This is a genomic window from Herminiimonas fonticola, assembly GCF_003293745.1.
Lineage (GTDB): Bacteria > Pseudomonadota > Gammaproteobacteria > Burkholderiales > Burkholderiaceae_D > Oxalicibacterium > Oxalicibacterium fonticola.
On sequence record NZ_PTLZ01000001.1, the window covers coordinates 16,848 to 30,660 of the forward strand.

Here is a 13,813-nt window from a genome sequence, read left to right on the forward strand (position 1 = left end):
GTTCAGCACACACACTTGATGAGACCTCGTTGGCTTTCTCCACTCAGGCAGCGTCTTGCGCTGCGTGAGTGGCTGGTATTGCTCTTCATCCTGACTGCGATTGCGGCGACTGTCAGTTGGCAAAATGGTCTGAGTCGGCTGGATCAATCGCGCTATGACTTGTTCTTGTCCACGGTCGACAAACCTACACCGGACGACATCATCATTGTGGCGATCGATGACTATAGTCTGGCGCAACTCGGTCGCTGGCCATGGACGCGCGCAGTTCATGCAGACTTGATCAACAAACTGAACCAAGCCCAGCCACGCGCAATCGGATTCGATGTAATTTTGTCGGAACCAGAGCCGTCGCGAACAGATGGCACATCCTCCGGCGACCAAAAACTGGCAGCGGCATTGAAGCAAAATGGCCGCACTGTTTTACCTGTAACCATCACGAATGCAGGACATGGTCTGACTGCAAATTTGCCGACACCAGAACTTGCTGCGGCAGCCAGCGCACTCGGCCACATCAATCTGACGCACGATAACGACGGCGTGGTTCGCAGTGTATTTTTACGTGAAGGCCAGGGCGGTCAATGGTGGCAAAATTTCTCGGCTGCGCTACTGACTATCGGCGAATCAGAACAGACCGCACCGACGCTTCCAAAAAGCGCTGTGCAAACCAATGTTGCCGGCCTCGATAGTTGGCAACGGGCCGACCAGATGTATATACCGTTTGCCGGCAACGTTGGTCATATCCAGTCAATCCCGTATGTTGCGGTGTTGCGCGGCGAAGTCCCGGCCGAATTCTTTACCGATAAATACGTGCTGATAGGCGCCACCGCACCCGGCATGACAGATTCGTATCCGACGCCGGTTGCCGGCAATACAGGGGCAATGCCAGGAATCGAAATCCATGCGCAAATACTCAACAATCTGATGCAGGGGAAAAGCATCCATATCGCCACTCCATTGGAGGCGATCCTGTTTTCTGTCATCCCGGTATTCATGGCGATGCTTGGTTATTTACTGCTATCGCCGCGCCGCGCCTTGTTCGCTGCAGGCATGTGGTTATTGATTACGGTTTTAACCAGCTATATCGGCTTGCGCTTCATGAACATCTGGCTGCCACCATCGATCGCCATCATTGCCATCGTGATCTCTTATCCTTTATGGAGCTGGCGACGATTGGAAGCCGCCATCAACTATCTGGGGCAGGAATTTACCCGCCTCGACAAGGAGCCGCATTTACTGCCGGAAGAAAAAACTGCACCATCATCCGAAGCTGTCACCGATGTACTGGAGCAGCGCATCTCGGCGATGAAAAATGCAGCACGCCGGGTGCGTGATTTACGCCAGTTCGTTTCTGACAATCTGGACAATCTGCCGGATGCCACGCTCGTCACGTCCATCGATGGCCTCATCTTGCTGGCCAACCGACATGCAAATGATTATTACTGGAGCCTGGGACGTGACAATGTGCGCGGCGTCTCGGTGATTGAATTACTGGCGCAACTCAAAATGCCGGTCCCTGTCGATCAGGCCATCAATCTTTCTTTTGACTGGCCGCATCTGCTCGATCTGAACCATGCTCAGGCCTTGCTCAACGGCGTCTCTGCGCAAGATCATGCGGGGCGCGATCTACTGGTTAAAAGCGGCCCGTGTTATTCGGCCACGAATCTACTGACAGGCTGGATCGTCAGCATTCTCGACATCTCAACGATACGTGCGATCGAGCGCAGCCGTGATGAAACCCTGCGCTTTTTGTCGCACGACATGCGCGCACCGCAAGCATCGATTCTGGCCTTGCTCGAATTGCAGCATGAAAGCTCTTCCGAATTGCCACAGCAGGAACTCTTTGCCCGTATTGAAAAAGCCTGCCGCAAGACACTCGGCCTGGCAGATAATTTTGTGCAGTTGGCGCGTGCGGAATCGGAGGAATATCGCCTGGAAGAAGTCGACTTCCAGGATCTGTTATTTGATGCCTCCGATGAAATGTGGTCGCTGGCAAAAAGTCGACACATTGATCTGAAGGTCGATATTGCAGAAGGCGAATATTCAGTCCGTGCCGACCGTACCTTGCTGACACGCGCATTAAGCAATTTGATGTCGAATGCGATCAACTACAGCCCCGATCACACCAGCATCCTCTGCGCGCTATGGTCGGAACAGGACGGCGAACAAATACGCGTCATGTGCAGTATTTGCGATCATGGCTATGGCATTGCCGATGCCGATCAAGGCAAACTGTTTCAGCGTTTCCAGCGTGTCGATTTGCCTAACCAGCCACGTCACGACGGCGTCGGCCTGGGATTGGTATTTGTAAAAACCGTCATCGAGCGCCATCTGGGCGAAATTCGCTTCGTCAGCGTGGCAGGCAAGGGCACAACATTTACACTCAGCCTGCCGCTCTGCCTCAGTATTTAAGCGCGCCCAAAACACCTCCTTGCATGCCTAAGGGCAAGAGCTTCGTACCATAGTGCAACAGGCTATAATATGCATCGACTCAACTCGAACGTTGGTGCCATAAATGCAACTGCTGGCCGTCGGCCTCAACCACACTACCGCGCCTGTTTCTCTGCGCGAAAAGGTAGCCTTTCCTGCTGACCAACTCGGTCAAGCGGTGGCTTCCGCGCGAGGGTGGTATGGCCGCAGCGACCAGCAAAACATTTCCGATGAAGCAGCGATACTTTCGACCTGCAACCGCACCGAGTTGTATGCCGCCAGCCACTTGCCCGGCGGCGTGAATGAAGCGATCGATCTGACGGCGCACTTCCTCGCCGAATATCACAAGCTGCCTTATTCTGAATTACGTCCCTTCCTGTACGCACTGCCGCAAGACAATGCCGTGCGTCACGCATTTCGTGTTGCATCTGGTTTGGATTCGATGGTGTTAGGCGAACCGCAAATTCTCGGCCAGATGAAAGACGCCGTGCGCCATGCAGAAGCGGCAGGCGGACTCGGCACTTATTTGCATCAAATGTTTCAGCGCACTTTCGCCGTTGCAAAAGAAGTACGCAGCACGACGGAAATCGGCGCACACAGCGTGTCGATGGCAGCGGCTTCGGTACGTTTGTCGCAACGCATCTTCGACAAACTATCCGAACAAAATATATTGTTCATCGGTGCCGGCGAAATGATCGAGTTGTGCGCCACACACTTCGCTGCGCAAAATCCACGATCACTGACCATCGCCAACCGTACGCTGGAACGCGGTGAAGCACTCGCCCATCGTTTCAACGGTCGCGCGATTCGCCTCGCTGACTTGCCGGACCAACTGGCAACTTACGACATCGTTATTTCATCGACGGCATCATCGCTACCTATCATCGGCCTCGGCATGGTGGAGCGCGCGATCAAGGCACGCCGCCACAAGCCGATGTTCATGGTCGATCTGGCGGTACCACGCGATATCGAACCAGAGATCGGCCGCCTTGACGACGTCTTCCTGTACACCGTCGACGATCTCGGCAACTTTGTGCAAACCGGCGTGGAAAATCGCCAGGCTGCGGTAGCACAGGCAGAAGCAATTATTGAAACACGCGTGCAATCTTTCATGCACTGGATGGACGCGCGCGCCGTTGTTCCTGTCATTCAAGACCTGCATGAATCCAGCGAAACCATGCGCATGATAGAACTGGAACGTGCGCGCAAATTGCTGGCCAAGGGCGAAGACATCGATGCCGTATTAGAAGCGCTGTCAAAAGGCTTGACTGCAAAATTCCTGCATGGTCCGCAACAGGCACTCAACAATGCACAAGGCGACGAGCGCGCCCGCCTCGCCGCCTTGCTGCCGCAACTCTTCCGTACCAAGCGCTAGCGACGCTCTTACGCGATCTCTGCACGCTGCTGCAGACTTATACAAAATCTTGTTTGCCGCCAGTTTACAAAGCTGCCGCAAACCACCGAATCAACCCTCGCATACAAGAACAAACCATGATGAAACCATCCATGCTCAGCAAGCTCGATCAATTGACCGAGCGCCTGGCTGAAGTGAATGTGCTGCTGATGCAGGAAGATGTCACCTCCAATATGGACAATTACCGCAAGCTGACGCGCGAACATGCAGAGCTAGGTCCTCTGGTCGCGCTGTACGGTAATTACACGCAAGCCGATAACGACATCAAGGATGCGCAGAGCATGCTGTCCGATCCTGACATGAAGGATTTTGCGCAGGAAGAAATGGCGGCGGCGAAGGCACGCATGGAGCAGCTGGAAATCGATCTGCAAAAAATGCTGTTACCGAAAGATCCTAATGATGAACGCAATATCTTTCTGGAAATTCGCGCCGGCACCGGTGGCGATGAATCCGCATTATTTGCTGGCGACCTGCTGCGCATGTACACGCGCTTCGCCGAACGCAATCGCTGGCAGATAGAAATGGTGTCCGAGTCTGCATCCGAAGTCGGCGGTTACAAGGAAGTGATCGTGCGTGTGGTTGGCAACGGCGCGTATTCAAAATTGAAATTCGAATCCGGTGGCCATCGCGTACAACGCGTGCCGGCAACAGAAACCCAGGGCCGCATACACACGTCGGCCTGCACCGTCGCCGTCATGCCTGAAGCCGACGAGGTTGAAGACGTCAACATCAATCCGGCCGACTTGCGCATCGATACCTATCGCGCATCCGGCGCCGGTGGTCAGCACATCAACAAAACCGATTCGGCAGTGCGCATCACACATCTACCGACCGGCATCGTGGTTGAATGCCAGGATGATCGCAGCCAGCACAAGAACAAGGCGTCGGCATTGAAGGTATTGGCGGCGCGCATCAAGGATGTGCAGTTGCGCGAACAGCAATCGAAGGAGGCAGCAACGCGCAAATCGCTGATCGGCTCGGGCGATCGCAGCGAACGCATACGCACGTATAATTTCCCGCAAGGCCGCATGACCGATCACCGCATTAATCTGACTTTATACAAGCTGGATTTCATCATGGATGGCGACCTGGCCGAGTTGACCAATGCACTGGCGGCAGAACATCAAGCCGATTTGCTGGCAGCGCTAGGCGACGCCAGTTGATGCACAATTCTGCTGAACCTTATTCGATAGCCACCACTCATACCGTGCACTGTTTCTCCAAGAAAAGACCATGAAAAAATCCAAACCCGTTTTACTCGCAGTCGCCTTCGTATCGCTGGCATTGTTAGCCGTGGCACTCTATCTGCAGCATGTCGAAAATATGCAGCCATGTCCGCTCTGCGTGATCCAGCGTTACGCCTTTGCTGCCATCGCCATCATCTGCCTGATTGCGGCATTCCGCAAAGAAGCTACCGCCAAAATCGGTGCCGCGCTGGCTGCATTGGTATCTCTGGCAGGAGCCGGCGTCGCTGGCTGGCACATTTATATCAAGGCACATCCAACCGTATCTTGCGGCATCGATCCTCTGGAAACGTCGTTGAATACGATCCCTACCGCCAAGCTCTTGCCATTCCTGTTCCAGGCAGATGGTTTGTGCACGACTGAATACGCACCTATCCTGGGCCTGTCTTTGCCGCAATGGGCGCTGGTATGGTTCGTCGTGATTGCGATATTCCTGTTGCGCACTGCGTTCCAGAAAAAGTCTTCGTACACATCGTATTAAACTACTTGCGCGCATGATGAGCATCCTGGCCGGCGATACGATTGCGAGCATCATGCGTAGCGCGCCGGTAGAACAACTGGAAGCACGCATGCTGATTGGTCACGTCACGCAGTTGACGCGCGTGCAGCTGATTACGCAATCAGAGCGCGCATTAAATACCGCTGAAGCAGAACAGCTCAATACCTTGTTTCAACGTCGCATTGCAGGCGAGCCCATGGCTTACCTGCTGGGCGAACGCGAATTCTTCGGTCTGACATTTCAAGTCGATCCTGCAGTGTTGATTCCGCGACCGGATACCGAATTACTGGTTGAATTGGCCTTGCAGCATTTGCCGTTACATGGTCGCGTGCTGGACATGGGTACCGGCTCGGGCGCGATTGCGATTGCGATTGCACACACACGGCGCGACGCGCACGTTACCGCGCTGGATGTGAGCGAAAATGCCTTGCTGGTCGCACAAGGCAATGCAAAAAATAATCAGGTTGATGTTGAGTTCTTGCGTAGCGACTGGTTCGTCGCAATCGCTGAACAGCAGTTTGATTTGATCGTTTCCAACCCACCTTATATCGTCGCCGGCGATCGCCATTTATCGGAAGGCGATTTGCGCTTTGAGCCGATAGATGCGCTCACCGATCACGCAGATGGTTTATCAGCCTTGCGCATCATCAGCCAGCAGGCTGCGCGCTATCTGTCTGCCGATGGCTGGCTATTGATGGAGCATGGTTACGATCAGGCTGAGGCTGTACGCGACTTGTTAAGCGAAAATAATTTCACTGAAGTACAAAGCTGGTGCGATCTGGCGAACATTGAGCGCGTGAGTGGCGGGAAGAAATCCCGCACAGGAAGTTAGTAGCACCGTCTGCATCAATTAGGCAATCAACTCAGGCTGCCAACTCTTTTTTCAGCAATTGATGCAAGGCCGGGAAATCAGGTTCACCCACATATTTCTTGATGATGTGACCATCCTTGTCGATCACCAATGTGGTTGGCGTCAATTGGATATCACCAAAAGATTTTGCCAGCCCACCTTGCGTATCGAGCACCACGGTAAATGGCAGTTTGCGCGTCTCGACAAAATTCAACACATAATTTGGCGGATCGTAAGCCATCGCGACGGCGACAAATTCCAGACCTTGCGCATGATATTTCTTGAACGTCTCTATCATCTCCGGCATCTCTTTGACGCAAGTCGTGCACGAGGTCGCCCAGAAATTGATCATCACGACCTTGCCGCGCAAATCCTGTGTAGTGATTTTCTTGCCTTGCAGATTGACGAAGGTGACATCAGGTATCGTTTCTTTCTGCGATACCGATAGATAACCAACTACCACCAACACTGCGACTATGAGCAATGCCGCCAGCTTGAGCCAGCGACGTTTGGGACTTGCGGGAACTGATGTTTGCATAATCGACAATCCGGGGCAGATAAGCCTGTAGTTATACCTATGAAGCTGCGCCCATTATAGTCAGGTCCGACTCCCAGCGTTTAGTCGGAAAATGTAAGTGCATTCCATCGGTTTTATGACAAGGATGCATCCGGCCAACCTGAAGCGGTATAGACAGCGGCCACTGCAGCAGGCATCGGCGCTTCAATCGCAGCACAAATCGCACGCAACAAATCGGCCAGCGGTAGTGGCAAGGGCGATTGCTCGCCGGCGATCGCCAGCAAGGATTTGATCAATGCCGGATTAGCCAAAGGCGCCAACTGATTGGCTTTATCCAATGCGGTCTTTATCCTGCCGTAACTTAATGCGGCGATTTCGATTAAATCCGTTTTCACCAAAAAGAGAGCCGGAGAGAAATCTGCCGCGCGTATGAACAATGACTGCGCAGACTGCTGCAACAGTGGTGCGGCCACATGCGCCACTAGAGAAAACAAGACATGGCATTCCGGCTTCAACTCAGTCACTGCAGAATATTTAACGCGTACCGCACGGTTTGCCTGCACAGCAAGGCGACGCACCAGTACCGTTTGCAAAACGAATTCATTCAGACTCACACGCTGATCGCTGGCGATCATTCGCTGGACCTGGGCCAGCATCGCATCCCGAGCCGTAATCGGTAATTGCCGCAACGCCGGCATCATCAAATCAAGCAGGGGTAGGCGTGCATCGGCGGGCAAGCGCGCGATCGCTGCAGCAAATTGTGCAACTTTTGCTGCTTGCTGCGGCAGATATTCAGACAAGCATTGCCGCTGCGGACTTTGTTCCCGCTCAGGACCAAGCAATAAGGCGTAAACCAGTAAAGGCGCAGCGTAAGGATCATGCACTGCCTGATCTATCTCCGGACACAATCTGATTTTAGCGAGTGCGCCGCCGTAAGCTTGTGCGGCCGTCGCGGCAATTGCATCAGTGCTTGCAAGCAGGTCTGATTTCATCTCGGCCAACGAACTGGCGGCATAAGCAATGTCCGGCAAAGAACCAGTCGGCACAGGGAAGACGACATCTTCCGCCGGCATTTCCTGTGCATCCAGCAAAGCAACATCACGGCCATAAATACGCCGCAGGCGTTCACGCAATGGTGGATGCGTTGCAAAGAGGCCCGCCATTAAATTAGGTCGCACCGCACTTAAAAACAAATGAGAAAGCTGCTCTGCATTTCGATGCTCGATGTAGGCACCCGAAAAACTTTTGCGACTCAGCCCGCCTATCTTGCGCAAGGCATTACCGAGGCCATCCGGATTTCGCGTGAATTGAACTGCACTGGCATCGGCGAGAAATTCTCGCTGGCGTGAAACGGCGGATTTGATTAAACGACCGAAAAAAAGTCCTATATATCCAATTACAAAAAACGTGACGCCAAACGCAAGCGCCGCTATGTGAAACACAGTAATTTTTCTGACCGTAACGCTGTCATCAGAGCTGTACAAGACAAATTCCATGGTCTTCCGGCCAAAATCACCAACCATCTCTATACCGAATAACACTCCGAGCAACTTGAGATTCAGGCGCATGTCGCCATTCAGGATATGGCTGAATTCATGGCCGACCACGCCTTGCAATTCATCCCGCGTAAGACGTGTCAATGTGCCGCGTGTGACCGCAACTACCGCTTCATTCGGGTTGTATCCTGCGGCGAATGCATTGATCGATTCTTCCTTGTCCAGCAGATAAACCCTGGGACAGGCAATGCCGGATGCAAGTGCCATTTCTTCCACGACGTTGAGAAGACGTCGTTCATGTATGTCACTCGTATTGAGTGCAACCATGCGACCGCCAGCCATGCGTGCCACGGCATCGCCGCCATCACGGAGATTGAACGTCTCAATCAAGGTTCCACCGCAAATCAGAATGACGGTGACAACGGTATTGGTAAGAAAAAATCCGTGAGGGTAGTGATGCGCACCTGACCAGGGCTGGCCCTGTATCAGTATCCACAGCAATGCCATGACAAAATTGACTGCGAGCACAATCGCCAGCACCGCGAGCGCGAACAGCCGCACCAGCATTCTGGTCTGCCGTCTTGCATGCTCCTGCTGTTCGAAGAAATTCATTGCGCCGTGCGGGATTCTAGTGCGCACGCATTACGCACAACCACAAAGATCAAGCGCATACGACTCACGCTTTCCGACGGCGGCAAGCTTGATGTGTTCAACAATCAGAACACGACTTTGATCGCCTTGCGTTCTTCCGGCGTTTCTGTAGCCTCCAGCAATTCTGCCGCTTTGAAACCGAAGGAATTGGCAATTACCGAACCGGGAAACTGCTGGATCGCAACGTTGTATGACATCACGCTATCGTTGTAACCCTGACGCGCAAAGGAGATGCGATTTTCTGTGCTGCTGAGTTCTTCGCTCAACTGCATCATGGTTTGATTTGCCTTCAGGTCGGGATAAGCTTCCGACAAGGCGAAGAGTTTGCCCAGTGATGCACTCAGTGCGTCGTCAGCGGCGACCATCTGCTTGAATGCGCTTGCATCTGCAAGATGACCCGAGACTTTATTGTTCGCATCGACTGCATGATTGCGTGCCGAAATGACCGCTTCCAATGTCTCGCGTTCGTGCGCCATATAGGCTTTGGCGGTTTCGACCAGATTTGGAATCAGATCGTAGCGACGCTTGAGTTGCACGTCGATTTGAGAAAACGCGTTCTCGAAGTAATTGCGCAAGGCGATGATGCGGTTGTATACGCCTACGCCCCAGAATACGACGACTGCGATGATGGCCAGTAAAACGAGCACTGCTGTCATGGTTGCTCCCAATGAAAAAGCCGCACGACAAACTGTCGCGCGGCCTCAATATATCACTCCAAAACTGCCGCTTGTTAAACGGCAATATTATTTAATCGCTATTTCTTCGGTGCGGCATTCTGAGTGGTATCCGGTGTTGTGCTCAACATACGATATTCCTCGTCGGTGATGTATTCAAACACCTTGACGACCTTGGCCACACCACTGACACCACGCGTAATCTCGGCTGCCAGATTGGCTTCGCCCTGTGTCACACGGCCCATCAGATAAACCACACCGCGCTCGGTTACAACCTTGATCGAATTGGCAGACAGATTTTTTTCATCGACAAATGAGGCCTTCACCTTGCCGGTGATCACGGCATCATTGGAGCGCGAGGTAAAGCTGGACGCACCAGCGACGATCAGTTCATTGACCACCGATTGCACACCTTCAATCGCTGCAGCTTCCTGTTCGGCGGCAGCTTTGGCCGCTTCATTCGGCACTTCGCCGGTCAGCAAAATCTTGCGATTGAAGCTCGTCACATTGACGTGGCCGCTTTCACCTACTACTTTAGGAATCCGCGATTCGCCCTTGACAAGAATTGCCTTGTCTTCGGTTTGCGCGCCCAGCGTACGTCTGTCGGTAGCAGCCAGCGTGCCGACTACGGCACCGCCTACCATAATGCCGACGCAACCCTGCAGGCTGACCAGCACGGCACCACAAATCAACGCGACAGCCATCGGACGTCGTACAACTTTCAAACCACGATTCAAATCAATCATTTTCATCTCCTCCAAATAATGCGACGTCTATGCCGTCGCACAAACAATGTATCGTTAATAAATGCACTTCCTGTATCCGTGCAGTGCGGTCGTGCGGGACGCAGATATGTACATCTGCGTCGGTAATCAGTTTCGCCATCGCGCCACCACCTTTACCGGTCATCACCACCACCCGCATATCGCGTTCCAGCGCTGCTTCGATAGCGGCAATCACATTGGCAGAATTACCGGACGTCGACAATGCAAGCAAGACATCGCCGGACTGTCCAAAGGCCTGCACCTGTTTGCTGAAAATTTCCTGATAGCTGTAATCGTTGCCGATGGCGGTCAGGATAGAGGTGTCGGTAGTCAACGCAATCACTGGCAATGGCAAACGTTCTCTTTCGAATCGCCCAACCAGTTGCGCCGAAAAATGCTGGCAATCGGCAGCAGAACCGCCATTGCCGCACGCCAGAATCTTGTTCCCGTTAGACAGGGCGCTGAACATTAGTTCCACAGCCTGTTCGATTGGACGCGCCAACAGGGAGGCGGCTTGAATTTTCAGCTCGGCACTTTCATGGAAGTGGCTGAGTATGCGTTGATTAATCATGGTGTCGTGGATTATAGAGCAGTCCATCGCGATGAGTCGCGTGGCACAGGAGGATTCAGGTTTCGATTGCGTTCTTTAGCCAGCTCATCTCGGTACCGTCGATCGCAATGACATCGAAGCGGCAGGCCGGCGGCATCTTGTAGCGCTGCAGAAAAATGTGAGCGGCGATGATCAGGCGCTTTTGCTTGGCCGGCGTGACGCTGGCGGCGGCACCACCATGATCTTTGTCGGCGCGCTTTCTGACTTCGACAAAAATCAATGTGTCTTTAGCTTGCATCACCAGATCAATTTCACCACCCTTGCAGCGAAAATTACGTTCCACCAGGGTCAACCCCTGTTGCTGCAAATAAGCGAGCGCATCGTCCTCGCCGATTTGTCCGCTGATCTGCTTCGCAGTGCGGGGACGGCTGAGGAAGGCAGGGATGTGCATCAGCGTATCAGGGCGTTTCCAGCGGTTGCACGTTGCCGTCGCGATATATCGCCGGTTGCATGACACGATCAAAATGCGGCGCGCCCTGACCGAAACGAATTGCCAGTTTGCCGGTCACGCCATCCAGATTGAATTCGTTTTGCTTGAGCGCGATATTGTGTGCGACGCGATAGGCATCGATGCCGAGCGCATACAAACGTTCGATATCCGGACTGATGCGTTGTTCGCCGCTTTTCGCCAGATGCGGATAAGCCATTACGGCCGCATGATCCGATTGCAATTGCCACGGCATGTCGAGCAGACGCACACCTTCCAGATCCAGCAACTTATCGGCACCCGCCCAATCGGCCAGTGCCAGAGGATTCAATTGCGAAGTACCGACCAAAGGCACATCACCACCAATAGCCAGCCGTAGTTGTATGGTTTGTGCAGCATCGAGTGCAACAAAAATCAGGGCCGGCTTTTCAGCCTGCATGCGTTTTTTCAATTGCACCAGTGCAGCCGCGTTAATAAAACCGCTGCTCATGCCAAGCTCCATCGTTTCTGATGTCAAGCCGAGATGTCGCCATTCCGTCGCAAATGCTTTAACAGCACGACGCTGCCACGATGCATTCGTGGAAATCGCAAATGCCTTAAGCCCGGTCTTGCGCGCACCCAGCCAATCGGCGACCTGACGCGCCTCATCTTCTATCGACAAACCCATCACCAGCATATTCGTCGGCACGCGCATATCAGCGCCATCTGCCGCATCCAGTTGGGCCAATGCAATCGTCGGCTTGGTGACATTGCCGTTTTGCGCAATCGCGGTAGCACCGCTACGCGTCAGCGGCCCGACCACAATGTCATTGCGCATCGCGGCATCCAGATACGCGGACAGCACGTCTTGTGCTGAATCGCCGGTTTCCACCAGATTGACGGTAATGTTGGCCGGCTCATATTGGTAAGCTGCCATGAAACCGGAGCGAACTGCGTCAGCTACTTGCGCCAGCGATTCCGAACGACGCGGCAACAACAGTGCAATCCGCACAGGCTGTAGACGGGTAACAACGACCGGCATTTCCACCGCCTCGAGAATCGGGCCGTTATTCAAATCATCATTTTCATCGCGCGGCAAAGCCAGATCGGTTTGAGCGAGTTGCAGCTTATCGAGTACCGAGCGCTGGGTCTGAATGCCGGGTAGACTGCTGGCAGCGCTGACAGCACCGCCGATAACAGCAGTTGTATTTGCCTGTACAGGCGCGCACAATCCGCTGATGGCCGCAGCCAGCACAAACATTCTCGCTAAATTTCCCAACATCCGATTCTCCCAATGACCGAACCAATCGACAGCGCATCCACGACCTTGCCGCTTATGCAAGACACCCTGCATGATGCATTACCGAATTTATTGCATGAAGTATTACGCGACGTCGAGCGGCAAATCTATCCTTCGGCGACATTATATGTGGTGGCTACACCGATCGGGAATGCAGGTGACATATCGTTGCGCGCTTTGCACACTTTATCGATAGTCGATGCCGTTGCTTGCGAAGACACGCGGAATACCGGTCACCTTTTGACCCGCTACGGCTTGTCAAAAAAACTCATCGCGGCACATCAGCACAATGAGCGTGAAGTGGCAGAAACGTTGATCCGTCGTTTGCAGGCTGGCGAACGCATTGCACTGGTATCCGATGCTGGTACGCCTGCAGTCTCCGACCCGGGCGCGCGCATAGTCGATGCGGTGCGTAATGCCGGTTTGCGCGTGGCGCCCTTGCCGGGCGCATCTGCTGCCGTGGCCGCATTGTCGGCCAGCGGCTTGCTGAATGATCAATTTTATTTTGTCGGCTTTTTGCCTGCCAAAGCCAAACAGCGCGAAACATTTTTATTCAAGCTGAAGAGCGTCACGGCAACCATGGTGTTTTACGAAGCACCGCATCGCATAGTCGAAACCGTGGAAGCATTGACCAGCACGTTCGAGGCTACGCGTCATGTCGTATTCGCACGAGAATTAACCAAGATGTTTGAAGAAATCCATCGCTGCACATTGGCCGAAGCCAATGCATGGATCAATGCGGAAGCCAATCGGCAAAAAGGCGAGTTTGTCGTACTGCTGGAAGGCGCACCTGCCGCTGGTGACCAGGACGAGATCGAGGCCGAGCGTATTCTGAAAATCCTGTTGCAGGAGTGTTCAGTAAAACAGGCTGCGACACTCGCCGCGCATATCACCGGACAAAAGAAAAATGCCTTGTATGATCGTGCTTTGCAAATGAAAGCCGACAGCGAATCTCACTAAA

At 53.5% G+C, this 13,813-nt stretch carries 13 protein-coding genes; 6 read left to right on the top strand and 7 right to left on the bottom strand.

Features of this window, described 5'->3' with window-relative positions:
• Positions 1 to 18: 18 nt before the first annotated feature.
• From Hfont_RS00090 to prmC, 5 genes are all read left to right on the top strand, one after another.
• Positions 19 to 2,409 (top strand): CHASE2 domain-containing protein, encoded by a 2,391-nt coding sequence (locus tag Hfont_RS00090; RefSeq protein ID WP_112990237.1) that lies wholly within the window; start codon positions 19 to 21, stop codon positions 2,407 to 2,409.
• A gap of 103 nt (positions 2,410 to 2,512) precedes the next feature.
• Positions 2,513 to 3,802 (top strand): glutamyl-tRNA reductase, encoded by a 1,290-nt coding sequence (gene hemA, locus Hfont_RS00095; protein WP_112990238.1) that lies wholly within the window; start codon positions 2,513 to 2,515, stop codon positions 3,800 to 3,802.
• 119 nt (positions 3,803 to 3,921) lie between these two features.
• Positions 3,922 to 5,004, top strand: a complete 1,083-nt coding sequence (prfA, locus tag Hfont_RS00100; RefSeq protein WP_112991612.1) for a peptide chain release factor 1 — start codon at positions 3,922 to 3,924, stop codon at positions 5,002 to 5,004.
• A 70-nt stretch (positions 5,005 to 5,074) separates the two neighbouring features.
• Positions 5,075 to 5,566, top strand: coding sequence for a disulfide bond formation protein B (locus Hfont_RS00105; RefSeq protein WP_112990239.1), 492 nt, complete (start codon positions 5,075 to 5,077; stop codon positions 5,564 to 5,566).
• 13 nt (positions 5,567 to 5,579) lie between these two features.
• Complete coding sequence (gene prmC / locus Hfont_RS00110) at positions 5,580 to 6,416, top strand: peptide chain release factor N(5)-glutamine methyltransferase (protein WP_112990240.1); 837 nt, start codon at positions 5,580 to 5,582, stop codon at positions 6,414 to 6,416.
• Positions 6,417 to 6,447: 31 nt separating this feature from the next.
• Here prmC and Hfont_RS00115 read toward each other — a convergent pair whose 3' ends face one another.
• The 7 genes from Hfont_RS00115 to Hfont_RS00145 all read right to left on the bottom strand — a co-directional run bounded on the left by Hfont_RS00115 (position 6,448) and on the right by Hfont_RS00145 (position 12,834).
• Positions 6,448 to 6,972: a TlpA disulfide reductase family protein gene (locus tag Hfont_RS00115; protein ID WP_112990241.1), complete on the bottom strand. Its 525-nt coding sequence runs from the start codon at positions 6,970 to 6,972 to the stop codon at positions 6,448 to 6,450.
• A 113-nt stretch (positions 6,973 to 7,085) separates the two neighbouring features.
• Entirely contained in the window at positions 7,086 to 9,059 is a 1,974-nt protein-coding gene (locus tag Hfont_RS00120; protein ID WP_112990242.1) for a M48 family metallopeptidase, read from the bottom strand.
• A 104-nt stretch (positions 9,060 to 9,163) separates the two neighbouring features.
• On the bottom strand, positions 9,164 to 9,754 hold the full coding sequence (locus Hfont_RS00125; protein WP_112990243.1) for a LemA family protein: 591 nt from the start codon (positions 9,752 to 9,754) through the stop codon (positions 9,164 to 9,166).
• 98 nt (positions 9,755 to 9,852) lie between these two features.
• Complete coding sequence (locus Hfont_RS00130) at positions 9,853 to 10,518, bottom strand: BON domain-containing protein (protein WP_112990244.1); 666 nt, start codon at positions 10,516 to 10,518, stop codon at positions 9,853 to 9,855.
• Positions 10,511 to 11,107 carry a phosphoheptose isomerase gene (locus tag Hfont_RS00135; protein WP_112990245.1) on the bottom strand — a complete coding sequence of 199 codons (597 nt, stop codon included), beginning with the start codon at positions 11,105 to 11,107 and terminating at the stop codon, positions 10,511 to 10,513. The genes Hfont_RS00130 and Hfont_RS00135 overlap by 8 nt, the downstream gene beginning before the upstream one ends.
• Positions 11,108 to 11,162: 55 nt before the next feature.
• Positions 11,163 to 11,537: a YraN family protein gene (locus Hfont_RS00140; RefSeq protein ID WP_112990246.1), complete on the bottom strand. Its 375-nt coding sequence runs from the start codon at positions 11,535 to 11,537 to the stop codon at positions 11,163 to 11,165.
• Between the two features lie 7 nt (positions 11,538 to 11,544).
• The gene (locus Hfont_RS00145) at positions 11,545 to 12,834 is read right to left on the bottom strand and encodes a penicillin-binding protein activator (protein ID WP_112990247.1); all 1,290 of its coding nucleotides are present in this window, start codon (positions 12,832 to 12,834) and stop codon (positions 11,545 to 11,547) included.
• A 12-nt stretch (positions 12,835 to 12,846) separates the two neighbouring features.
• On the opposite strand from Hfont_RS00145, the gene rsmI reads away from it, so the two are divergent.
• Positions 12,847 to 13,812 (top strand): 16S rRNA (cytidine(1402)-2'-O)-methyltransferase, encoded by a 966-nt coding sequence (gene rsmI / locus Hfont_RS00150; protein ID WP_112990248.1) that lies wholly within the window; start codon positions 12,847 to 12,849, stop codon positions 13,810 to 13,812.
• The last annotated feature ends 1 nt before the right edge of the window (position 13,813 follow it).